The organism is Salinisphaera sp. T5B8 (assembly GCF_040361255.1).
In the GTDB taxonomy this organism is placed as follows: Bacteria; Pseudomonadota; Gammaproteobacteria; order Nevskiales; family Salinisphaeraceae; genus Salinisphaera.
Genome location: NZ_APNG01000008.1, coordinates 21,812 through 45,908, shown reverse-complemented (window position 1 = coordinate 45,908; position 24,097 = coordinate 21,812). Strand labels below are relative to the sequence as shown.

At 63.0% G+C, this 24,097-nt stretch carries 20 protein-coding genes; 9 read left to right on the top strand and 11 right to left on the bottom strand.

The annotated features are described in order from the left end of the window. Positions 1–90: 90 nt before the first annotated feature. Both mpl and T5B8_RS08820 read right to left on the bottom strand, forming a co-directional pair. Positions 91–1,443: a UDP-N-acetylmuramate:L-alanyl-gamma-D-glutamyl-meso-diaminopimelate ligase gene (gene mpl, locus T5B8_RS08825; protein ID WP_353178050.1), complete on the bottom strand. Its 1,353-nt coding sequence runs from the start codon at positions 1,441–1,443 to the stop codon at positions 91–93. 49 nt (positions 1,444–1,492) lie between these two features. Continuing rightward, positions 1,493–2,023: a hypothetical protein gene (locus tag T5B8_RS08820; protein ID WP_353178049.1), complete on the bottom strand. Its 531-nt coding sequence runs from the start codon at positions 2,021–2,023 to the stop codon at positions 1,493–1,495. Positions 2,024–2,062: 39 nt separating this feature from the next. On the opposite strand from T5B8_RS08820, the gene rnd reads away from it, so the two are divergent. Then, a complete protein-coding gene (rnd, locus tag T5B8_RS08815) occupies positions 2,063–3,202 on the top strand; it encodes a ribonuclease D (protein WP_353178047.1) in 1,140 nt (379 codons plus the stop codon). Between the two features lie 37 nt (positions 3,203–3,239). Here rnd and T5B8_RS08810 read toward each other — a convergent pair whose 3' ends face one another. Continuing rightward, complete coding sequence (locus tag T5B8_RS08810) at positions 3,240–3,797, bottom strand: adenylate kinase (RefSeq protein ID WP_353178046.1); 558 nt, start codon at positions 3,795–3,797, stop codon at positions 3,240–3,242. A gap of 181 nt (positions 3,798–3,978) precedes the next feature. On the opposite strand from T5B8_RS08810, the gene T5B8_RS08805 reads away from it, so the two are divergent. Both T5B8_RS08805 and ppa read left to right on the top strand, forming a co-directional pair. Continuing rightward, complete coding sequence (locus tag T5B8_RS08805) at positions 3,979–5,241, top strand: 6-phosphofructokinase (protein WP_353178044.1); 1,263 nt, start codon at positions 3,979–3,981, stop codon at positions 5,239–5,241. A 75-nt stretch (positions 5,242–5,316) separates the two neighbouring features. Then, positions 5,317–5,850 carry an inorganic diphosphatase gene (gene ppa, locus T5B8_RS08800; protein WP_353178042.1) on the top strand — a complete coding sequence of 178 codons (534 nt, stop codon included), beginning with the start codon at positions 5,317–5,319 and terminating at the stop codon, positions 5,848–5,850. Between the two features lie 226 nt (positions 5,851–6,076). Here ppa and moaB read toward each other — a convergent pair whose 3' ends face one another. Next, complete coding sequence (gene moaB, locus T5B8_RS08795) at positions 6,077–6,592, bottom strand: molybdenum cofactor biosynthesis protein B (RefSeq protein ID WP_353178040.1); 516 nt, start codon at positions 6,590–6,592, stop codon at positions 6,077–6,079. A 308-nt stretch (positions 6,593–6,900) separates the two neighbouring features. Here moaB and T5B8_RS08790 point away from each other — a divergent pair, with 308 nt between their 5' ends. After that, on the top strand, positions 6,901–7,773 hold the full coding sequence (locus tag T5B8_RS08790; RefSeq protein WP_353178038.1) for an SDR family oxidoreductase: 873 nt from the start codon (positions 6,901–6,903) through the stop codon (positions 7,771–7,773). Between the two features lie 16 nt (positions 7,774–7,789). Next, positions 7,790–8,935, top strand: coding sequence for an acyl-CoA dehydrogenase family protein (locus T5B8_RS08785; protein ID WP_353178036.1), 1,146 nt, complete (start codon positions 7,790–7,792; stop codon positions 8,933–8,935). Positions 8,936–8,941: 6 nt separating this feature from the next. Here the strand turns inward: T5B8_RS08785 and T5B8_RS08780 are convergent, their stop codons facing one another. Continuing rightward, positions 8,942–10,063 (bottom strand): CNNM domain-containing protein, encoded by a 1,122-nt coding sequence (locus T5B8_RS08780; RefSeq protein ID WP_353178034.1) that lies wholly within the window; start codon positions 10,061–10,063, stop codon positions 8,942–8,944. A 307-nt stretch (positions 10,064–10,370) separates the two neighbouring features. Here T5B8_RS08780 and T5B8_RS08775 point away from each other — a divergent pair, with 307 nt between their 5' ends. From T5B8_RS08775 to sbcB, 3 genes are all read left to right on the top strand, one after another. Further along, entirely contained in the window at positions 10,371–11,681 is a 1,311-nt protein-coding gene (locus T5B8_RS08775) for a DEAD/DEAH box helicase (RefSeq protein WP_353178032.1), read from the top strand. 81 nt (positions 11,682–11,762) lie between these two features. Further along, positions 11,763–13,661, top strand: coding sequence for an ATP-binding cassette domain-containing protein (locus T5B8_RS08770; RefSeq protein ID WP_353178030.1), 1,899 nt, complete (start codon positions 11,763–11,765; stop codon positions 13,659–13,661). Between the two features lie 37 nt (positions 13,662–13,698). Next, entirely contained in the window at positions 13,699–15,138 is a 1,440-nt protein-coding gene (sbcB, locus tag T5B8_RS08765) for an exodeoxyribonuclease I (protein WP_353178028.1), read from the top strand. A 31-nt stretch (positions 15,139–15,169) separates the two neighbouring features. Here sbcB and T5B8_RS08760 read toward each other — a convergent pair whose 3' ends face one another. The 5 genes from T5B8_RS08760 to T5B8_RS08740 all read right to left on the bottom strand — a co-directional run bounded on the left by T5B8_RS08760 (position 15,170) and on the right by T5B8_RS08740 (position 20,698). Then, positions 15,170–16,966, bottom strand: coding sequence for a putative bifunctional diguanylate cyclase/phosphodiesterase (locus T5B8_RS08760; protein WP_353178026.1), 1,797 nt, complete (start codon positions 16,964–16,966; stop codon positions 15,170–15,172). Between the two features lie 172 nt (positions 16,967–17,138). After that, a complete protein-coding gene (locus T5B8_RS08755; RefSeq protein ID WP_353178024.1) occupies positions 17,139–17,894 on the bottom strand; it encodes an amino acid ABC transporter ATP-binding protein in 756 nt (251 codons plus the stop codon). A gap of 1 nt (position 17,895) precedes the next feature. Then, positions 17,896–18,717, bottom strand: coding sequence for an amino acid ABC transporter permease (locus T5B8_RS08750; protein ID WP_353178022.1), 822 nt, complete (start codon positions 18,715–18,717; stop codon positions 17,896–17,898). 9 nt (positions 18,718–18,726) lie between these two features. Then, positions 18,727–19,563 (bottom strand): ABC transporter substrate-binding protein, encoded by an 837-nt coding sequence (locus T5B8_RS08745; RefSeq protein ID WP_502950788.1) that lies wholly within the window; start codon positions 19,561–19,563, stop codon positions 18,727–18,729. A 118-nt stretch (positions 19,564–19,681) separates the two neighbouring features. Next, positions 19,682–20,698, bottom strand: a complete 1,017-nt coding sequence (locus tag T5B8_RS08740) for an AraC family transcriptional regulator (protein WP_353178018.1) — start codon at positions 20,696–20,698, stop codon at positions 19,682–19,684. A 213-nt stretch (positions 20,699–20,911) separates the two neighbouring features. Between T5B8_RS08740 and T5B8_RS08735 the strand changes: the two genes are divergently transcribed. Continuing rightward, positions 20,912–22,876 (top strand): alkyl/aryl-sulfatase, encoded by a 1,965-nt coding sequence (locus tag T5B8_RS08735; protein ID WP_353178016.1) that lies wholly within the window; start codon positions 20,912–20,914, stop codon positions 22,874–22,876. A gap of 26 nt (positions 22,877–22,902) precedes the next feature. Here the strand turns inward: T5B8_RS08735 and T5B8_RS08730 are convergent, their stop codons facing one another. Then, a complete protein-coding gene (locus T5B8_RS08730) occupies positions 22,903–24,018 on the bottom strand; it encodes a DUF1615 domain-containing protein (protein WP_353178014.1) in 1,116 nt (371 codons plus the stop codon). Positions 24,019–24,097 lie beyond the last annotated feature (79 nt).

Below are 24,097 nucleotides of genomic sequence, written 5' to 3'. Positions count from 1 at the left end.
CGACGTGGTACGGCCCGGCCTCGGCGAAATTTTCTCGCTAGATAAAAAAACCGCTTCATGAAGCGGTTTTTTTATGTCTGCTATTGCGGCTCAGGTCTGCGCCAATGCGCTGAGCAACCTGCCGTGGATACCGCCGAAACCGCCATTGCTCATCACCACGACACAATCGCCCGGCATCGCCGTCGCGGCCACTGCGGCGACCAGCGCGTCCAGATCGCCACAACGCGTCACCCGATCGCCCAGCGGCGCGAACACGGTGGCGGCGTCCCAGTCCAGATCGGCCTCGTAGACGAACACATGGTCGGCATCGGCAAAGCTGGCCGCCAAGGTATCGGCATGAACCCCACGGCGCATCGTATTCGAACGGGGCTCGAACACCGCCAGCACCCGGCCCTGCGCGCCAGCACGCAGGCCTGCCAGCGTGGTCCGGATGGCGGTCGGATGATGGGCGAAGTCGTCGAACAGCTTGATACCGCGCGGCGTACCGCGGAGTTCCATACGACGCTTGACGCCCCTGAAACAGGCCAGCGCGGCGATGGCCTGTTCCGGTACCACACCCACATGACGGGCAGCCGCGATCGCGGCCAGCGCGTTGGCGGCGTTGTGCGCGCCGGTCATGTGCCAATTGAGTTCGCCGACCGCCTCGCCCTGGTAACGAATCGCCAGATGGCTGGCATCGGCGCTGAGCGCCTGACTCTGCCAATCGCCCGTGGGCCCGGCAAAACCCACCGTCGGCGTCCAGCAGCCGCGTGCGAGCACGTCGTCGAGCGCGACATCGGCCGCGTTATGCACGATCTGGCCCGTGCCCGGTACCGTACGCACGAGGTGATGGAACTGGCGCTTGATGGCTTCGAGGTTGTCGAAGATATCGGCGTGATCGAACTCGAGGTTGTTGAGCACGAGCGTACGCGGACGGTAGTGCACGAACTTCGAGCGCTTGTCGAAGAAGGCGGTATCGTATTCGTCGGCCTCGACCACGAAGAAATCGCTTTCGCCCATCGCCGCCGACTGGCCCAGATCCGCCGCGATACCACCGATCAGATACCCCGGCGCCATACCGGCATATTCGAGGATATGCGCGAGCATGCTCGCCGTGGTGGTCTTGCCGTGGGTGCCGGCCACGGCCAGCACCCAGCGCGAGCGCAGCACGTTCTCGGCCAGCCACTGTGGCCCGGAAATATAGTCGAGCCCGGCATCGAGCGTATATTCGACCGCCGGGTTACCCCGGCTCATGGCATTGCCCACGATCACCTGATCGGGCGCCGGCTTGAGATGGTCCGGCTCGTAGCCTTCCATGACATCGATACCGGCCTCGGCCAGCTGGGTGCTCATGGGCGGATACAGGCCGGCATCGGAACCGGTCACCGTATGCCCGGCCGCACGCGCGAGCAGCGCCACACCGGCCATGAACGTGCCACCGATGCCGAGAATATGGACATGCATGTGAAAACCCTTGTACGGCAAGCCTGCGCTGATCGCGCTTGAGCGCGCGTCAACCGAGTACGGAAAACACCAGCAACAGCAAGATTTCGAAAGTGATGGTCGCGCCCACGCCCAGCCAGAGCCCGCCATCGAGCGCGTGCCGATAGACATGGCTGTAGATCGCCAGGCCCCAGAAGCCCATGGCGACATAGGACAGGGTCACGAACGTCGGCGGCATGGGTACGGCCTGCGCGTCGCTGGCCTCGCCGAGCGCGTGCAGATAAGGCGCCATCGCGTGGGTGGGCGCGAGCATGATCAACGTCAGCGTCGCCCCTGATGCGAACAGGGCCGTCGCGGTCTGGTTGAAGCGGTTGGGCAACTGTCGGATACGCAGCACCGTACGCACATACAAGGCGAGCAGGACCGTGGCCAGCCCGGCCTGGAGCGCAGCCGCGGGTGCAGGCATGAGCAGGCCGACTTGCAGAAACAGCAAGATACAATAGGCCGCAGCACAACCGATGAGCGTGTTCGCATCCCCCGGCATATCCTGGGGGCCACGCCGCAGCAGCATTAGTTCGATTACCCGCCGCGCAAAAACCATGGACACCGCATCCTTATGAAGCTTGTCAGAGCACACGGCATGATACCGAAGCCGCCCCAGTCCGTCGTCACGATCACCGACGACGCAGCGCTGGCCGAGTTCGCAGCACGCATGCGCGAGCGCGACTGGATCGCCGTGGACACCGAATTCCTGCGCGAAAGCACCTACTACCCCAAGCTGTGTCTGGTACAGATTGCCGATGCCGACGAAATCGGCCTGATCGACGTAATCGCGCTCGACGACCTCGAACCATTGGCCGAACTGCTGGCCGACACGCGCGTGCTCAAGGTGTTCCATTCGGCCGAACAGGATCTGGAAGTGCTGTACCAGCGTTTCGGCACCATGCCGGCGCCGCTGTTCGATACACAGGTGGCCGCCCCGCTGGTCGGCCTCGACGACCAGATGGGCTATGCGCGCCTGATCGACGCCCTGCTGGATATCGACCTGCCCAAGGCGCATACGCGCACCGACTGGAGCAAACGCCCGCTGCCGCCCGGCGCGCTCGATTACGCTGCCGACGATGTGCGCTATCTCGCCGTGGCCTATCACGTGATCGGCAACCGGCTGCTCGAACAGGAACGCGAGGCCTGGCTGGCCGAGGATTTCGAGCGCATGGTCGACGCCCGGCGTTTCGACGTGGATACCGCGGCCGCCTGGCGCCGTATCAAGAGCTGGCATCGGCTCAAGCCGGCCCAACAGCAGGCGCTGGGCGCGATCGCCGACTGGCGCGAACGCGAGGCCATGGCCTGCGACCGGCCACGGCGCTGGATTCTGGCCGACGATGCGGTCATCGAACTGGCCAAACGGCGACCGCCGGATCGCGACGCCATGAAACAGATTCGCGCCCTGCCCGCCAAAACCGTCGACCGTCACGGCACAGCGCTACTGGATTGCCTACAGCGCGCGGCCGAGCGCCCGGCCGAGCCGCTCGCCGCGCCGCCAACGCCACCCAGCGACGAAGAAAAACGACGCATCAAGATCGGTATGGACGTCCTGGCCGAACGGGCACAAAGCCACGCTATCGCCGCGTCGGCGCTGGCCAGTCGCAAGGAAATCGCGGCCATGGTCGCCGGCGCACGCGATCTGCGGCTGCTGTCGGGCTGGCGCGCGGGCGTGGCCGGCGAGGCCGTGCTCGCAGCCATAAAAAACGCCGAAGCCGCAGCCGGCTCCGGCGCCTGAAAACGCGAATCGACGCCCGCTGTGCGGGCGGATTTATCTAACCGGCGGGCAACGCCGCCTTGATACGGGCATAGATGTCGTCGATCTCGCCCACGCCGGCCACGGCGGTAAGCAGGCCCTTGTCTTCGTAGAACTTGACCAGCGGCTGGGTCTGCTCCTGATACACCTTGAGACGATTGCGAATCGTCTCTTCGTTGTCGTCGGCACGGCCGCGGGCCATCAGGCGCTGCACGATTTCTTCGTTGTCGACCTTGATATGCACCACGCCCTGAAGCGGACGATTCATTTCGTCGAGCAGCTCATCCAGCGCCTTGGCCTGATCGAGGCTGCGCGGAAAGCCGTCGAGAATGAAACCGTTTTCGGTATCGTCCTCGGCCAGACGTTCGCGAATCATGCCCACGACGATATCGTCGGAGACCAGCTCACCGGCATCCATCGCCGATTTGGCTTTCTTGCCGAGTTCGGTTTCGTTGGCTACCGCGCTGCGCAGCAGATCGCCGGTGGAAATCTGCGGTACGCCGAATTCGGCGACCAGCTTTTCACTCTGCGTTCCCTTGCCCGAACCCGGGGCACCCAGCAGCACGATTTTCAGCATGATTTCTCCGCGAACGGCTTGGCGTTGTCATAACCAGAAGGTAGAGCGTTTTGCGCACACAACCCGAGCGTGCGCACGAACGAACGGTCGACGTTAATGATTCGCCTGGGGCAAGTCAATTTTCGGCGGCGCCAACTCTCAAGTATGCTTTGCGGCGCATCTGATCAGCCAGGATGAACCCATGACCCGAAAGAATGCCTTCTATGCGCAAAGCGGTGGGGTGACCGCCGTCATCAACGCCTCGGCCGCCGGCGTAATCGAAGCCGCGCGCGAACACAGCGACAAGATCGGCACCGTGTATGCCGGGCGCGACGGTATCGTCGGTGCGCTCACCGAAGATCTCATCGACACCTCGGCCGAATCCGCCGGCGCGATCGCTGCACTCAAGCACACGCCGGCCGGCGCTTTCGGGTCGGCGCGCTACAAGCTCAAGGGCCTCGACGACAATCGCGCCCAGTACGAGCGCCTGATCGAGGTCTTCAAGGCCCACGATATCGGCTATTTCTTCTACAACGGCGGCGGCGATTCGGCCGATACCTGTCTCAAGATCAGCCAACTGTCGGAAAAGATGGGCTACCCCATCCAGGCGATCCATGTGCCCAAGACCATGGACAACGACCTGCCGCATACCGACTGCTCGCCCGGCTTCGGCAGCGTGGCCAAGTACACCGCCGTGTCCATTCGCGAGGCCGGTTTCGATCTGGCTAGCATGTGCAAGACCTCCACAAAGGTGTTCATTCTGGAGGTCATGGGTCGGCATGCCGGCTGGACCGCGGCCGCGGGTGGGCTGGCCAGCGAGGCCGAAGGCCAGGACCCGCACATCCTGCTGTTCCCGGAAATCGCCTTCGACGAAGAGAAATTCCTGGCCAAGGTCGACGACACGGTCAAGCGCCACGGCTATTGCACCATCGTGGCCTCCGAGGGCGTACGCAATGCCGACGGCGAGTTCCTCTCCGATGCCGGCAGCACCGATGCCTTCGGCCACAAGCAGCTTGGCGGCATGGCGCCGACCCTGGCCGAACTGATCAAGAACAAGCTCGGCTACAAGTATCACTACGCGATCGCCGACTATCTCATGCGCGCGGCACGCCATATCGCCTCCCAGACCGACGTGGAACAGGCTTATGCCGTGGGCCGTGCGGCAGTCGAATATGCCGTGGCCGGCAAGTCGGGGATCATGGTCTCGATCGTGCGCGAATCCGACGAGCCCTATCGCTGGACCATCGGCGAGGCGCCGCTGGATGAAGTCGCCAATGTCGAAAAGATGATGCCGCGCGAATTCATCAGCGAGGACGGCTTTCATATCACCGAAGCCGCCCGGCGCTATCTCAAGCCGTTGATCGCAGGCGAATCCTACCCGCCCTATGCCGATGGGCTGCCGCAGTACGCACGCCTGAAGAACGTCGCGGTGGAAAAGAAGCTCAGCGAGAGGTTCGAGATCTGAAACCACTCAGCGTCAAGTCATCGGTTACAATCGGTCGCCACAAATTCGATTATTCACCTTCGAAAGGGGTCTGCAATGGGCTTTGAAGCCATTACACCGGGCAAGAAAGCACCGGACGAAGTCAACGTCGTCATCGAGATCGTGGAAGGCTCGAGCTCGGTGAAGTACGAAGTCGACAAGGACACCAACTGTCTCATGGTCGACCGCTTCATGAACGTCGCCATGCACTACCCGGCCAACTACGGTTTCGTGCCGCAGACGCTGTACGACGACGGCGACCCGGTGGACGTGCTCGTGCTCACCCCCGAGCCGATCGTACCCGGCTGCGTGATCAAGGCGCGTCCGGTGGCCGTACTCGGCACCGAGGACGAATCCGGCCTGGATGCCAAGATCCTGTGCGTGCCCACCGACAAGATCGCCACCGACTACTACAAGGACATCAAGGATCTGTCCGACGTCGACGAGCGCCTGAAGAACAAGATCCAGCACTTCTTCGAGCATTACAAGGATCACGAAGAAGGCAAGTGGGTGAAGATCACCGGCTGGGAAGGCGCCGAAAAAGCCAAGGCCGAAATCAACAAGTCGATCGAGGCCTACAACAAGGGCTGATCGACCTGCGGCCGCTGTCAGTCCCGATGCCTGAAGGGATCGACAGGCTGCACAGACCGAAAAAGCCCCGACCGGTTCGCCGGCGGGGCTTTTTCGTATGCGCGGTTTGCGCGCTACGCGGCGGCGCACACAAGCTTCGCCTTATTTGCGCGCCTTCGCGTTCATTTGCGGACAACCTGCCCATCGAACGCGGCCAACCGAGCTCCATACATAACAAGGGGCCCGGCTAGCGCTCGGTCAGGCGTGGCAGCAGCTCCTGCAGATTGCAGGGCCGGGTACGGGCATCGATTTGATCCGCGATGAGCTTGTCCCAGCCGTCGGCACAGGCGCCGGACGAACCGGGCAGGCAGAACACGAACGTCGCCTTGGACACCCCTGCGATCGCACGCGACTGCAAAGTCGAGGTACCGATGCTCTCGTAGGAGAGCATGCGAAACATCTCGCCGAAACCGTCGATACGTCGGTCGAACAGTACCTCGACCGCCTGCGGCGTGACATCGCGCCCGGTCAGACCGGTGCCACCGGTGGTAATCACCACATCCGGCTTTTCGTCGGCGATCCAGCGCGCGACGCGCGCGCGAATTTCATGGATATCGTCGCTACAGATGGCTTTTTCATGCAGCTGATGGCCCGCGGCTTGTAGCCGGTCGACGAGCAGGCGGCCGGACTTGTCGCTGGCCTCGGTGCGGGTATCCGATACCGTCAGAACGGCAATGTGCAGGGCAATGAATCGATCACGCATGGCATGGGATGGGGCGGCGGGCCTGAATGCCGCTCAAGATGCCATAAACCAGACCGCTCGCGTTGGCCACGCGGCCGCATATTTATTACGCCGGGATAAATACAGATGCGTGTTCGGGTTGAAAGCGGGCATGTAAAACCATGCTCACCGCGGCCAGCGCCTGCGAAGCCGGATTAATAAAACGGTGCGTGTATGCGGGATTACTGAAATGATGCCGTCACGCGATGGCACAATCCAAGACTTGGCGCCAGTCGGGATAAAAGAGCAATACAAAGCCGGCATTCAAGCCGGTGCGCGCAGGAGAACACATGGCTTATTCGTCTGTCTTTCGGTCCGATCTGTTCGCGAATCGGCACATCATCATCACCGGCGGCGGCAGCGGCATCGGCCGCTGCACGGCCCACGAACTCGCGGCGCTCGGCGCGCGGGTCGCCCTGGTCGGGCGTACCGAATCCAAGCTACACAGCGTGGCCGTAGAGATCGCCGATGCGGGCGGCGCGCCCGCCAGCACCCATGTCTGCGATATTCGCGACGAAGAAAGCGTTGCCGCCACCATTACCGCCATCCTGGCCGAACACGGGCGCATCGACGGCCTGGTGAACAACGCCGGCGGGCAGTTTCATGCCCCGCTCAAGCATATCTCGCAAAAAGGCTTCGACACCGTGGTGCGCAACAACCTCACCGGCGGTTTTCTCATGGCCCGGGAGTGCTTCACGCAGTGGATGGAAGATCACGGCGGCGCCATCGTCAACATCATCGCCGATATGTGGTCGTCCATGCCGGGCATGGGCCATTCGGGGGCCGCGCGCGCCGGCATGCTCAGCCTGACCGAAACCGCAGCAGTGGAATGGCAGTATGCGGGCGTGCGCGTGAATGCCGTGGCGCCGGGCTGGATCGCCTCGTCCGGCATGGATACCTACCCCGACGAAATCAAACCCATGCTGCGTGCGCTGCCGCAGTTCGTACCGCTCAAGCGCTGGGGCACGGAATCGGAAGTCTCGGCAGCGATCGTGTTTCTGTTGTCGGAGGCGGCTGGCTTCATCACCGGCAGCTGCCTGCGCGTGGATGGCGGCGCGCCGAATGCACGCAGCCACTGGCCCATGCCCGATCATGACAAGGCCGGCGCCTACAACGGCTTTCATCTGGCCCAAACGCCGCGCCTGTTGCGCGATGGCGACTGAACAAGGCGCCGCCGCTATGCACAGCACCCATCCGGGCTATACCGAAGCCCACGCACTTTATCGCGACACCCTGCGCCGCTGGGTCGCCGACGAGATTACGCCCTTCGTGGATGACTGGGACGAAGCCGGCGGCTTTCCCCGAGAACTCTATAATCGCGCGGCCGAAATCGGCCTGCTCGGGCTGGGTTTTCCGCCCGAATACGGTGGCATCGAGGCAGACCGATTCTTCGTGATCATCGGCGCACAGGAACTCGCCCGGGCGGGCGCCGGCGGCCTGTCGGCCAGCCTGCTCAGCCATACCATCGGCGCCCCGCCGATCGTCAACGGGGCGAACGAGGCGCTCAAACGCGCGGTGCTGCCCGACATCCTGATGGGCCGCAAGATCAGCGCGCTGGCGATCACCGAGCCCGGCGGCGGTTCCGATGTGGCAAACCTCAGGACCACGGCCGTACGCGACGGCGACGACTATATCCTCAACGGCTCGAAGACGTTCATCACTTCCGGCATGCGCGCGGATTACGTCACCGTGGCAGTGCGTACCGGTGGGCCGGGCCGGGCGGGCATATCGCTCATTCTCGTGCCCACCGACACGCCGGGCTTTTCGCGCACACCGCTGGATCGCAAGATGGGCTGGTGGTGTTCCGATACCGCGACCCTCTATTTCGACGACTGCCGCGTGCCGGCGACCCACCTGCTCGGCACCGAGAACGACGGCTTTCGTCTGATCATGGCCAACTTCAACAGCGAACGGCTATGGCTGGCCGCTGGCTGTAACGGTTTTGCCCAGGTCTGTTTCGATCAAGCGAGCGCCTACGCGCGCGAACGGCAAACCTTCGGTACTGCGCTGATCAACCATCAGGTAATCCGCCACAAGCTCGCCGACATGGCCCAGCGTATTCGTGCGACCCAGGCCTATCTGGAACAGATCGCCTGGCAGATCGACCACGGTGAGAACCCGATCGCCGATGTGTGTCTGCTCAAGAACCAGGCCACCCAGACCATGGAGTTCTGTGCGCGTGAAGGCGTACAGATATTCGGCGGCGCCGGCTATCTGCGCGGCGCCAAGGTCGAGCGCATCTACCGCGAAGTACGGGTCAACGCGATCGGCGGCGGGGCCGAAGAAATCATGCGGGATCTCGCCGTGCGCCAGATGGGTCTGTAAACCCCGTCAGACCGGCGAGCCGGCCGAGGATTCGTGACGGGCCGCAGCACGCCGACGTGCAGCGGCTTCATCCTCGTCGAGGTCCTCCTCGATCAGGCCCAGCTTACGGGCACGGCGTTTCCATTGTTCGCGGGCCATGACGCGCATGTCCTCGACCGCATCGCCCTCGTCCATGATTTCCAGACCCAGCATGGTTTCGACGATGTCTTCCATGGTCGCCACGCCCACGATGCCGCCATATTCGTCGACCACGACGGATAATTGCTGCTGGCGCTCGAGCAGGTTACGGAAAAGCCCGTACAGCGACAGCGATTCCGGCACCACCAGCACATCGCGCTGGATGGCCGACAGCGGCGTGGTATGACGATCGCGCGCGATCTCGCTGAGTACATCGGATAACAGCACGAAGCCGGTGATTTCGTGGCCGTCTTCGGAGAACACGGGCAAACGCGAGATACGCCGCGTGCCCAGCGTTTCGAATACCTCGGTCACGGTCTGATCTTGCGTAAACGCCATCATCACCACGCGCGGCGTGAGCACGTCCTTTACGCGCAACGATTGAAAATGCAACAGATTGCGCAGGATGCGCGATTCCTCGATATCGAACACGCCATCGGCCTCGCCCTGATCGGCCATGGCCTGAAATTCGTCGCGCGAAAAGGTCGGGCCCGTATGTTTGGGCGTGAGCAGCTTGGTGATCACCATCGACAGGGCCACCAGCGGATATAGCGCAATCGTCATCCATTGCAGCAGCAGCGCGGCGGTGGGCGCGAGCTGTTTCCAGTAACTCGCGCCCAGCGTTTTCGGAATGATTTCCGAAATCACGAGAATCAACAGCGTGAGCACCACCGAGGTCGCGGTCAGATAGCCGTTGCCGAACACCGCCTGAGATTGCGCGCCGACACCGGCCGCGCCAATGGTATGGGCGATGGTATTCAGGCTCAGCAGCGCCGACAGCGGCCGGTCGATATCGGCCTTGAGCGACTCGAGGCGCGCACCCACGCGCCCACCCTCTTTCTGCATGAGGGCGATATAAGAGGGCGTGATCGATAGCAGAATCGCTTCCAGCACCGAGCACAGAAACGACACCCCAAGCGCGAGAAACAGATAAACAAAAAGTAACGCCATGGCACCCGTAATCGCGCACGCCTGCTGGCGCTTGCGTTAATCCTTTGCAAAAAGCCTTTCGAACCTGCGACACGCGATCATGCGGTTCGTTCGATCGCGCGTCTATCGTTCAACCCTGTCTGCGCGTATACTGGAAAATTCGGCCCGGCGCCCGCGCATGCTTGCGCACTGCGCCACAGGCTGGTTCTTGCCAGCCGGCCGCCGCAGCGACTGTATTTTCTCGCGGCGCTGCGATCCACGCCATCATGCCATGCGGCAGCGGATGTCTCGTGTTCATGATGTGCCGCAGCCCAACGGAAAACCTTCTATGTCCTTTGACCAACTCGGCCTGGCGCCGTCGCTTCTCGAAGCGGTCGCCGCTGCCGGTTATAGCCAACCCACGCCCATCCAGGCCAAGGCCATTCCGGCCGTACTCGCCGGCCAGGACGTGCTTGCCGCCGCCCAGACCGGCACCGGCAAGACCGCGGCCTTCACCCTGCCGCTGCTGCACAAACTCGGCGACAGTCAGGAAAAGAAACCGCGCGTTCTGGTGCTCGCCCCCACGCGTGAACTGGCCGCCCAGGTCAACGAATCGGTGCGTACCTACGGCCAGTCCGGCGCGATCCGCAGTACGGTGATCTTCGGCGGTGTCGGCTATCAGCCCCAGATCGGCCAGTTCAAGAAAGGCGTCGATATCGTTGTCGCTACCCCCGGCCGCCTGCTGGATCTGCTGCAGGAAGGCCATGCCGACCTGTCGAACATCCAGACCCTGGTGCTCGACGAAGCCGATCGCATGCTCGACATGGGCTTTATCCACGATATCAAGCGCGTGCTCAAGTACGTGCCGGAAAAACGCCAGACGCTGCTGTTCTCGGCGACTTTCTCCAAGGATATTCGCAAGCTGGCCTCGAGCCTGTTGCACAAGCCGGTCGAAATCGACGTCGCGCCGCGTAATGCCACTGCCGATCGTATCGACCAGAAGGTCGTGATGGTGGAAAAACCGCGCAAGCGTGCCGTGCTCAGCCACCTGATCAAGGAAAACAACTGGCATCAGGTGCTGGTGTTCGCCCGTACCAAGCACGGCGCCAATCGTCTGTGCAAGCAGCTCGACAGCGACGGCCTGCCGGCGGCTGCCCTGCATGGCAACAAGAGCCAGAACGCCCGGACCAAGGCGCTCGACGGTTTCAAGAACGGCGATATCCAGGTGCTGGTCGCCACCGATATCGCCGCCCGCGGTATCGATATCGAATCGCTACCCCATGTCGTGAATTTCGAACTGCCCAACGTCTCCGAGGACTATGTCCATCGGATCGGGCGTACCGGCCGTGCCGGTGAAGCCGGTGAAGCCGTATCGCTGGTCGGCCCGGATGAGCGCAAGCTGCTCAAGGACATCGAAAAGCTTATCGGCAAGCAGATCGAACGCATGACCGTGGAAGGCGTGGACCTGCGCGCCGGCGAAAACGACGAAGCCGACGACCGGCCGGCACGGCGTCCGAACAACAACGGCGGCAACCGCCCGCCCAAACGCGGTGGCGGCGGCAACAATGCACCCGGCCGCAATCAGCAGCGCCGGCGCAGCCGGGGCGGCAATCGGGGCGGCAACCGTTCCGGTGGGGGCGGTGGTCGCAGCCAGTCCTGAAGCTGCACTCGTTCGTGCCTGTCGAAACGGCCCGCCTCGCGCGGGCCGTTTTGTTTTCGTCCCTGATTTACAATAGCGCCCATGATCGCTTTCAAAGACCTCACCCTGCGCCGCGGATCGCGCAAGCTGCTGGAAAACGTCAACGTACGCTTCCAGCCCGGCCAGCGCATCGGCATCGTCGGCCAGAACGGCACCGGCAAGTCCAGCCTGTTCGCCATGATGCTCGGCGAACTGTCGCCGGATTCCGGCGAGGCCGAGATTCCCGCGCATCTGGATATCGCCACGGTGCGCCAGCACACCCCGGCCGGGGACCAATCCGCGCTGGATTTCGTGCTTGATGGCGACACCGAACTCCGTGCGGTCGAGGCCAAGCTCGCCAAGGCCGAGGCCGAAGCCGATGGCCACGCCATGGCCGAACTGCATGGCCGCATGGCCGAGATCGACGGCTACTCGGCCACCGCCCGGGCGGCCAAGCTGCTGCACGGCCTGGGTTTCGCGCCCGACACCCATCGCGCGCCGCTGGATTCCTTCTCCGGCGGCTGGCGTATGCGCCTGAACCTGGCCGCCGCGCTCATGCGCCGCTGCGATCTGCTGCTGCTCGACGAGCCGACCAACCATCTGGATATGGATGCGGTGTTCTGGCTCCAGGAATACCTGGCCAGCCATCCGGCCACGCTGATCATCATTTCGCATGACCGCGATTTTCTGGATGCGCTGATCAGCCATACGCTGCATCTGGAAGGCGGTCGCGCCACGCTCTATACCGGCAATTATTCCGAGTTCGAGACCATGCGCGCCGAGGCCAAGCTGCAACAGCAGGCCGCCTACGAGAATCAGCAGAAGAAACTCGCGCAGCTACAGGGTTTTGTCGATCGCTTTAGGGCCCAGGCCACCAAGGCACGACAGGCGCAGAGCAAGCTCAAGCAGATGGAGCGCATGGAAAAGGTCGAGGCGGCCCATTGGGATACGCCGTTTTCCTTCAGTTTTCGCCAACCCGAACGCCTGCCCGATACCCTGCTGCGACTCGATAACGCCGATGCCGGCTATGACGGCGTGACCCTGGTCGGCGGCATCAAGATGCAGATCGTACCGGGTGACCGGCTGGCAATTCTCGGCCGCAACGGCGCCGGCAAGTCCACCGTCATGAAGCTGCTCGCCGGTGAGATGGCCCCGATCAGCGGCGACGTACAGCACGACAAGTACACGCGCGTGGGTTATTTCGCCCAGCACCAGCTCGAAGTGCTCGACGACAACGCCAGTGCGGCCACCCACCTGCAACGCCAGGCCCCCCGTGCCTCCGAACAGGAAATCCGCGACTTTCTCGGCGGCTTCGACTTCCACGGCGACAAGGCGCTGGAGCCCATCGCTCCCTTCTCCGGCGGCGAAAAGGCCCGCCTTGCGCTCGCCCTGGTGGTGTACGACAAGCCCAATCTGCTGTTACTCGACGAGCCGACCAACCATCTCGATCTGGACATGCGCCACGCGCTGGAAACCGCGCTGGCCGGCTATACCGGTGCGGTCATCATGATCGCCCATGATCGCCATCTCATCGATGCCACCTGCGACCAGCTCTGGCGGGTCGACGACGGCACGCTCATGCCCTTCGACGGCGATCTGGACGATTACGCCAAGTGGTTGACCCGCCAGAACGCGGCCCGCGAAGGCAGCGACAAGCCGAAAAAACCGACCACCGCCGGCGGCAGCGGCGCGGATGCCCGCCGCGATGCGGCCGCCCAACGCGAACGCGAGAAACCCTTGCGCCGCGCGCTCAAGCAGGCCGAGGCCGATATGGCCAAGTTCGAGGAAAAGATCGCCGCCATCGAAAAGGAAATGGCCAAGCCCAGCGTCTACGGCAACAAGACCGAGATCGCACGCCTGTCGCAGGAACAGGGCAAGCTGCGCAAACAGCTCGACAAGGCCGAAGCCAGCTGGATGGAAAACGCCGAAGCGCTCGAACAACAGGCCCAGGCCGCCTCATAACGCGTTTCGCGTTGACACCCGCAAGCACGAGTCGCCCATGAGCACGCCGACCTATTTCTGGCACGACTACGAAACCTTCGGCGCCGACCCACGGCGCGACAAGCCGGCCCAGTTCGCCGGCATCCGGACCGACATGGATTTCAATATCGTCGGCGAACCGGCGGTGCTCTACTGCCAGCCGCCGGTGGACATGCTCGGCCATCCCGAAGCCACGCTGATCACCGGCATCACGCCGCAGATCGCACTCGAACGCGGCGTGCCCGAGCCGGAATTCATCGAAACCATCGTCGCGGAAATGGCGGTGCCGAGCACGTGCAGCGTGGGCTACAACAGTCTGGCCTTCGATGACGAAGTCACCCGCCACACCCTCTGGCGCAACTTCTTCGACCCCTACGCCCGCGAATGGCAGAACGGCTGTTCGCGCTGGGACATCATCAACATGGTGCGCCTGGCCTATGCCCTGCGCCCGGACGGCATCGAATGGCCCAAGCGCGAAGACGGCACACCCAGCTTCAAGCTCGAACATCTGGCAAAGGCCAACAACCTGGCCCAGGAACGCGCCCATGACGCGCTTTCGGATGTGCATGCCACCATTGGTCTGGCCAAGCTCATCCGCGACAAGCAGCCGAAGCTGTTCGATTACGTCGAAAAAAGTCGCGACAAGCACAGTGCCCGCAAAATGCTCGACATGGGCACCCGCAAGCCGGCGCTGCATGTCTCTTCCAAGTTCCCGGCCGCGAACGGCTGTCTGTCGCCGGTCATGCCGATCGCCGCGCACCCGAGCAATAAAAACTGTGTGATCGTCTACGATCTGCGCGTCGACCCCACGCCATTGCTGGAACTGCCGCCGGACGAGATATTCGAGCGCATCTTCACGCCCACCGCCGACCTGCCCGAAGACACGCCGCGGGTGGCGCTCAAGGGCGTGCACCTGAACAAATGCCCGGTGCTCGCCCCCTTCGAGATGATGCGCGAATCCGAAGCCGCGCGACTGAATCTGGATATCAACCAGTGCCGACGCCACTGGAAGGCCATTCACGATCAGCTTTCCGAGGTGGAAGCCAAGGCAACGGCAGTATTCGATGCCCATGCCTTCGAGCCCGACGGCGATGCCGAAGCCGCGCTCTACGACGGCTTCGTATCGGACGCCGACCGCAAGCTGGCGGATCAGGTCCGTCGCACCTCGGCCGCCGAACTGGCCGATGGCGCGATCGTGTTCGCCGACAACCGGCTCAACGAACTGCTGTTTCGCTATCGTGCCCGCTATTTTCCGGAAACGCTGGTCGACGCGGAACGCGACGACTGGAACAACTGGCTATCGAAACGCCTGGAATTCGCCCCGGACGGCGGCCTGACCCTGGACGATTACGACGAGCTCATCGCCCAACTGATGGAACGTGTTCAGGGCGAACCGGCGCAGCTGCAGTTGTTGCTCGACCTCAAGGCCTGGAGCGCGAAGCTACGCCAGCGGCTCTAGGCCCCGCCCGGGGCCCTGCCCGGTATCCAGTCTAGTCCGACCCGTACAGTTGTTCGGTAATGGCCTGTGCCGGCTGCGGGCGTCCCAACAGAAAGCCCTGGATATGACCGGCGCCGAGTTGCTTGAGCACCGCGTATTGCGCTTCGGTTTCCACGCCTTCGGCGATCACGGCCAGATCGAGCGTCCGCGCGATCTGCAGGATGCCGGACGTCAGCTCATGGCTGGTCGTGTCCTGGGTAATCAGCTGGGTAAAGCTGCGATCGATCTTGAGAATATCTAGTGGCAACTGCTGGAGATAGCGCAGCGACGAATAGCCGGTACCGAAATCGTCGATTGCAAAGCGAAAGCCCTGTACGCGCATTTCGAGCATTGTTTCTGCCGCTGTTCCGACGTCGGTGATCACGCTCTGCTCGGTAATCTCGAGCACCAGATGCGAGGCTGGCACCCCATGCTGCGCGATCAGACCCGCGACCATATCCGCGAAGTCTTCGCAGTAGAGTTCCTCGCCGGCAATATTGACCGCCACATACGGCACGACCTCATGCGCTTCGCGCCATTCGGCGAGCTGGCGGCAGGCACTGTTGAGCGTACATACCGTCAATAGCCGACGTAGTTCGGGATCGGCCTCGGCGATCGGGATGAACTCATCCGGGCTGACCTGGCCGTGTTCCCCGTCAGTCCAGCGCGCGAGTGCTTCCACGCCGATGATACGGCCGCTGCCGCACTCCACGATCGGCTGATAGACCTGATCCAGTGCATCCGCGCGTAGCGCTTCGGCCAACCGGTAGTGGCGCTCGTGGCTGCGGGCCACGGCGCGCTGGACGTCGCTGGAGTAGCGACGCACGCCGTCCGGGCTATGCTGCGCTTCGGCCGCGGCCATGCGCGCGTGTGCAATCAACGTCTCGACATCGTGCGCATCGTCCGGTGCACGACTGATACCGGCCTTGATATCGACCGTCAGACGCACCCCGTTGTATTCGATCGGCGCCGCGAGGCTGCGCATCAACGTGTTCACGCGCTCCAGCGTATCGTCCGCCGCATCCGCGGCCGCGGTCATGACAACACCGATACGCTTGGAACCGAGCATGCCGATACGATCGTCCCCGTACACATCGTGCGACAGCCGCTGCGCGATCGTCGAAATCACATGATCGCAGCCGGCCCGCCCGACCAGAGAATGCAGGATTTCGAAATTGCTCAGGTGCAAATGCACCATCGTCATGGTCCGCCCGCCGCTCTCGATCTGATTCCAGCTATTGGCGATCAACTCTTCGAACAGCGCGCGCCCGGGCAATGCCGTGACCGCGTCGTACATCGCCCGGTGTTGCAAGCCCAGCGACCAGTGATCGAACTGACGATGCAGGTTGATCTCGCTCTCGACGATACGAGCGAACATCATCAGCCGCCATTTTTCGACGTCCGACAGCTCCCGGGGACGCGAATCGATCACGCACAGCGTGCCCAGCGGCTGACCCGTGGGCCCGCGCAGCACCGCCCCGGCATAAAAACGGATATAGGGCTCGCCCAGCACCAACGCATTGTCGTGAAACCGCCGGTCCGCCGTTGCATCCGGCACATAGAGCAGATCCAGCGGCAGCGCGTGGGCACAGAACGATTCTTCGATCGGCGTTTCGCGCCGGTCGAAACCCACCAGGGACTTGAACCACTGGCGATCGCGCTCGACCAGGGTGATCAGTGCCGTGGGTACATTGAAAACGCTCGCCACCAGGCGCGTGTACTGATCGAAGCGATCCTCGAACGGTGTATCGAGCAAATCGAGCCCCCGCAACTCATGCAGGCGTTCGCTTTCTTCGACTCGTTGCGACATGAGACCCGTTTTCATTCAGGCGACCGGGGCGTGTTGTACTTGTAATGCGCATACTGCGCCGTCTTGAATGATATCTATCGACAATAGTCGATACGACTTGAACCCGGCCCAGCAGCCGGGTGCACATCATCAATCATAGTAAACGCAGGCGTGCGGGCAACGGATGCATGTCTCAGCGCGATCCCGGATCGAGCACCCGTTTGAGAAAATCACGTGTCCGTGGTTCCTGCGGATCGGTGAGCAGCGTGGCGGGGCTCCCCTGCTCGACAATACCACCGGCATCCATGAACACCACGCGGTCGGCCACTTCACGCGCGAAGCCGATTTCGTGCGTGACCACGATCATGGTCATGCCTTCATCGGCGAGCCGGCGCATTACGCTCAATACTTCGCCGACCAGTTCCGGATCGAGCGCCGAGGTGGGTTCGTCGAAGAGCATCAACGCCGGGTCCATGGACAGCGCGCGTGCGATGGCCACCCGCTGCTGCTGCCCACCGGACAGATGGGCCGGGTAGGCCGCGATCTTGTCGTCCAGACCCACCCGCTCGAGATTGGCGCGGGCGATGCGCTCGGCCTCGTCGCGTTGTTTGTCGAGTACCGTGGTCAGGGCGAGCATGCAGTTGTCGAGCACGCTGCGATGGGCGAAGAGATTGAACTGCTGAAAGACCATTCCGATATGTCGCCGCGCGGCATCGATATCGCAATCCGGGTCGGTGAGTTCCTCGCCGTTGACACGGACCGTGCCCGACTGCGGCGTTTCCAGCAGGTTCACGCAGCGCAGCAAGGTGGACTTGCCCGAGCCGGACGGGCCGATCACGCATACGACTTCGCCGCGTGCGACGCTGAAATCGATATCGCGCAGCACGTGGTTGCTACCGAAATACTTGTTCAGCGCCCGCAGTTCGACCAGTGCATCGCCAGCGATCATGTCAGCGCTGCCTGGAGGCGGCGGCTTCCATGCGCCGCACGATAATCGACAATGGCAGGGTAATGATCAGATAACCCAGGCCGGCCACCACCAGCGGCGTGATATTGACGTTGCTGTTGGCCGCGGCCCGTCCGAACTTGGTGAGATCGAAATTCGCCGCCGACAGGCCGACGATGAACACCAGCGAGGAATCCTTGATCAGCATGATCAGCTCGTTGGTCAAAGGCGGGATCATGATACGAAACGCCTGCGGCAGCGTGATCTTCCACATGGTCTGGCCCGCCGACATCCCCAGCGAGCGCGCCGCCTCGATCTGGCCGCGGGGCACGGCCTGGATCCCGGCACGGATGGTTTCGGCCATATAGGCACTGCCCACGATCCCCAGTGCCGCCCACACCGTGCCATAGGGCGGCAACGGCATGGCCAGACCGGGAAAGGCCAGTGGCAACAGCGAAAACGCCATGAACACCACCAGCGCCGGCAGTCCGCGAAAGAACTCGATATAGACCGTGGCCAGCCAGCGATAGGGCCCGACATCGGACAAACGCATCATGGCCAGCAAGGTGCCGGCCACCAGGCCCAGAACGAACCCGCCCGCGGTATAGACGAGCGTATTCCACAACGCCAGCCATAGGCCGTGGGCGACGGTATCGCGAATCAGCCCCGGGTCGAAGAAGGTTCGTCCGATCTGGGCCCAGTCGGCCAGCAGCGCCGCGGCGACGACCGCCAGTATCAGCAGCGCGTACTGAACCGCACGAATTCGCCGTGCACGGATGCGTGGGCTGGTTTTTCGCGGCCTGGCCTGCGCCGGGCGGGATACCATGAATGCCGACTACTGCTGGTTGATCGTGCCCGGTACCTGACCGAACCACTTCTTGAAAATCTCGTCGTAGCGGCCGTCTTCCTTGGCCTTGGCGATCACGGCGTTCAGCCGCTCGATGAGCTTCTTGGCGTTCTCGTCGTCCTTTTTCGCCAGAAAACCATAGCGTTCGCCGGTATCGAATTCGGCCGCAATCTCGGTTTCCGGATTATCGGCGGCGTACTGATACAGCGGGCCGTTGTCGTTGATCGCAGCGTCCACCTTGCCCGCGCTCACCGCGGTGGTTTCCAGGGCAAGATCGTCGAACACCACAGTCGTGTAGCCGTATTCCTCGGCATGCTTGTCGGCATAGATCGCGCCGGTGGTATCGGTCTGGGTACCCAGCCGCTTGCCGTCGAGATCTTCAAGGCCTTGGTAACCGCTGTCCTTTTTTACCAGCAACGCCTGGGTGGCGTTGAAATAAGGCGCGGAAAACAGCACCACTTCCTGACGCTTGGGCGTGATGGTGGCGCCCCCCATAGCCAGATCACACTTGCCGGCCGCCAGCACCGCGCCAGAGGTGATCTGGTTCCAGTCCACACTCACAACCTTCGTATCCACGCCCAGATCCTGAGCCAGCAGATCCACCAGATCGACATCGAAGCCCACCACCTCGCCGCTGTCGTCGGTGAACTGGAACGGTTTGTAGGGAATATGGGTACACACGGTCAGCGCATCGGCGTTGACCAGATGAATGCCATCGACGGTAGCGCCTTCGTCCTGGCTACAGCCGGAGATCGCCGCGGCCAGCAGCCCGACGACAAAAAACAAACCGAATCGGCCCGAGCGGCCCGTTGAAGCTGTCACGATTTAAATCTCCCTGAGTATCGTGCATTTGCCTTGCAATGAGTCTGCCACATGTCGTGACGCTCCCGGCAATACGACTTTTGCAAGGCGACAGCCGCCGCCGCGGCGATACACACGCGGCTCAGTCACGTGTTTCATCCGCCTGCAGGCGCTGGCGATAAGTACGCGGCGTAGTATCGAACCAGCGCCGACAGGCGCGATTGAGCGCACTTTGCTCGGTATAGCCCAGAAGTGCCGCGACCTGGCCCAGCGGCAGGTCGGCCTCGGCCAGATATCGCGTGGCCATATCGGCCCGGGCGCTATCCAGCACCGCCGAAAAGCAGGTGCCCTCGTCGACGAGCCGGCGCTGCAGGGTACGCCGATTGAGATTGAGATATTCGGCTGCGATATCGATCGATGCCCCACCGGTGGGCAAAAGCCGGCGACAGATCTCGCGTACGCGCAATGACACCTGTTGCGCACGCGGGCCGGCCGCCTGCTCCATGAACGCGATCGCCATCGAGCGGATATGCGGATTGGAACGCTGCAGCGAAGCGGCCATGGTGGCCTTGTCGACATCCAGGCCACATTCGGCCTGCTCGAACAAGAGCGCGCCGGGACCAAAAACCCGGCGATAGGCAGCCACCGGCGCAAGCTGGCTGTCGGCAAACAACACGCGCCGCGGCGGTGCGACATCGCCGCCCAGTTCCAGTGCCCGCTTGAGAAACACCAGCGCGCGCTCGTTGGCCTGGCGGGTATAGGGCACGTTCTCGAGCAATATCTCGAAACGAAGACACACCAACGCGCCTTCGCGCCGGATGGTCATGCGCTGGCCGGGGTTGAATACGTGCAGGTATTTCGCGGCCTGTTCGATCGCCTCGGCCACGGTCGCGGCATGCCGTATGGCCACGGCCAGCGGCCCCAGAATCTCGATGCCCTGCACACTGGCCAGGCGCATGCCGAAATCCGGACAGTTCAACCGCTGTGCGCACAATTCCAGCAAGGCAATCAGCGTGCGATACGGCAGGAATGCGTCCACGCGGGTTTCGATATCCGCCGGCAGGCCACAGTCGCACAGTAATGCCTGGGCATTGCCACCCAGTTCGCCGACGAAGCGACAAAATCCATCGAGTGCACTGTTTCGAACCAGACTGGGCATTCCATGCACCGATTTGTGCTGTCACCCAAAGTTAAAAAAACGGCACACAAAGTCAATACACCGCCCGGCAAGAAGACGACCATGAAGCGGTATCGCATGCCACATACGCCCGGGCCGGTTATTGCACAACGCAGGCGAGATCACGCGCGTGCCGGCGGCGCATCCACGTATTCAAGAACATAGCCGCGATGCCATATCAACGAGGGGATACACATGAAAAGACACATCCATAGCACGACGCTGCTTGCCGCCATCGTCGCCCTGGGTCTGCAAACGCCGGCGGCGCGCGCACAAGAACATGGCGAAACGCCCCAGGCCAGCGCCGCCACCCGCACGGCCAATACGCACGTCGCCGAACGTTTACCGCTTGCCGATCGCGGCGATTTCGATGCCGCCGAGCGCGGCCTGATCGCCCGTGATCCGGCGCTGGTTATCAAAGACAGCGACGGCCAGCCCATTTGGGACATGACGGCTTACGATTTCATCGAAGGCGACGCCCCGGCCACGGTCAATCCCAGCCTGTGGCGCCAGGCCAAGCTCAACGACCTGCACGGCCTGTACAAGGTCACCGACCGCGTCTATCAGCTACGCGGCTACGACCTGTCGAACATGTCGCTGATCGAGGGCGACAGCGGCTGGATCGTGGTGGACCCGTTGACCACCGCCGAAACCGCCGCCGCGGCATGGCAGATGGCCAAGGCGCATATCATCGGCGACAAGCCGATCGTGGCAGTCATCTTCACGCACAGCCATATCGACCATTTCGGCGGCATCGAGGGCGTGCTCAGCCCCGAGCAGGCCCGGCGCGACAACGTCCGTATCATCGCGCCCAAGGGCTTCATGCAGGAGTCCACCAGCGAAAACCTGCTCGCCGGCCCGGCCATGGGACGGCGCGCGACCTATATGTTCGGCGGCGCCCTGGCCCGCGATGCACGCGGCCATGTGGATTCGGGGCTCGGCAAGGCCCTGTCCAAGGGGCATTTCAGTATTCTCGCGCCCACCGACACCATCGACCATACCGGCCAGACGCTGACCGTCGACGGGGTCGACTTCGATTTCCAGTACACGCCCGAATCCGAAGCACCCGCTGAACTGACCTTCTACCTACCCCAGTTCAAGGCCTTCTGCGGCGCCGAAATCGTCAGCCATACGCTGCACAACGTCTATACCCTGCGCGGTGCAAAGGTGCGCGACGCACTCAAATGGAGCGACTATATCGACGAAGCACTGCAACGCTACGGCCAACGTGCCGAAGTCGTGTTCAACAGCCATCACTGGCCGGTCTGGGGTCACGACGAGATCGTCGATTATCTCAAGGTGCAACGCGACACCTATAAATACATCCACGACCAGACCCTGCGTCTGGCCAATGCCGGCTACACCCCGCGCGAGATCGCCGAGCAACTCACCCTGCCCGAATCGCTGGCGAAACCCTTTCACAACCGCGGCTACTACGGCACCGTCAGCCACGATGCCAAGGCCGTATATCAATGGTATTTCGGCTGGTTCGACGGCAACCCGGCCCATCTGAATCCGTTGCCGCCGACCCAATCGGCACGCAAATATGTCGAATTCATGGGCGGCGCCGATGCCATCGTCGCCAAGGCCCGGCAATCCTTCAATGCCGGCGACTATCGCTGGACAGCCGAAGTGCTCAACCACGTGGTGTTCGCCGAGCCGAACAACGACGCCGCCCGGCAACTGCTGGCAAACACCTACGACCAGCTCGGCTACCAGGCCGAATCCGGCCCGTGGCGCGATATCTATCTCACCGGCGCCAAGGAATTGCGTGACGGGGCGATGGGCACCTCGCTGGATATGTCGCGCGGCATCGGCCTGCTGCGCCAGGTGCCGATCGAGCGCTTCTTCGATGCCATGGCGGCGCGCCTGAACGGCCCCGAAGCCGCGAAGGGCGACCTCACCATCAACTTCGACTTCGCCGACCTGGGGCAAAACCACGTGCTCGCCATCGAAAACGGCGTGCTCCACCACTGGCAACGGCTGATCGCCGACAACGCGGATGCCACCGTGCATCTGACCCATCCGGCGCTGCTGGCGTTGATCGGCGGCAAACTGTCCCCGAAGCAACTCAAGGTCGACGGCGACCGCGCCAGTCTCGGCCGCTTCTTCTCGCTGCTGCAGGTGCCCGATCGCGACTTCGCCATCGTCACGCCCTGACCGTCATCGCAGCGCGCCGGGTCGCCCTATCGCGGCGCCCCGGCGCGGTCCATGCACGCCTGCCAGCGTGAATACACACGCTCGGCGAACCAGGCGGTGGTGAGCTTGCGAGTGATCTTGGGGCTTTCGAGGGTGATACCGGGCAGAATCACCCGTTCGACCCGCTGGCCGGCATCCGCGTCGGCCAGCGCATAGACCCGCTTGTAAAGGCGTGTGCGCTCGAAATCCGGCCCGCGTCCTTCGGTGAGATCGCGACGGATCGCGCCTTCGCTCATATCGAGGCGTTCGCGCAGGGATTTGGTCGCCCGCTCGGTCTGGCTGATGGAAAACGCACGATAGGCAATCAGATCGCCATCGAGGGCGAGGTCGGTGCCCGTGAGCTGGCTCACCGCACGCTGGAACGCAGCGTTGCGGCTGGCATACCAGCCGGCGTTGTAGTCGGCAAAGCGGTATAGCGGACTCGGGTAGTCCACGCGGTAGCCGAGCAGGTGGCCGATGCCGAAATACAGCCCGCCACGGCGGCTGAACACTTCTTCGCGCACCGATTGCGCATCGGCGTACGGATAGTCGTCGGCATGTTCTTCGGCGAAATCAATCGCCACCTGCATCGGCCCGCCGGTATGCACCGGATTGAATCCGCCGAAGAGCGTGCTGCCCAACGGCACGCGATCGATGAACTCCTCGAACAGATCGTTCAAGTCGTTTTCGGTGCGCACCGTATCGAGGCGTTCGTCGTACGTCTGGCCGGCGGCGGATTCGAGGTCCAGCGCCTTGTCGAGCAGAAAACCCGGTATGTGGGCGCTCGCCGCCCGTCGCTCGATCTCGGCGCGGGCGATACGTGACAGCCCTGGAACGACCGGCGCGACGCGGTAGGACGATTCCTGGGCGATCACCGCCAGCGTCGCACACAGATTGGAGGTCGACGCCTCGATATCCTGTGCGGCGAAAGCGGTTTCGATATCGGCTGCCCAGCCGGCGCGATCGTCCACGCTCGCGGGCATGCGCGACACCAGCTCGGCGCGCACCTCGGCGGCCGGCCGGCGGGGCACTTCGGTAGGGCGCAGCGCGGCACAGCCGGCCAGCCACAACAGGTTCAGGGCAACGACTGCGCGCAGCGCGCGGGTAGCAACGACACTCGACATGAGCGCGACTCTGCCCGAGCGCCGCGTTTTATGCGAACACGGGCGTTGGGCCTGCCCCGCGTGCGGGATAAGATGCACC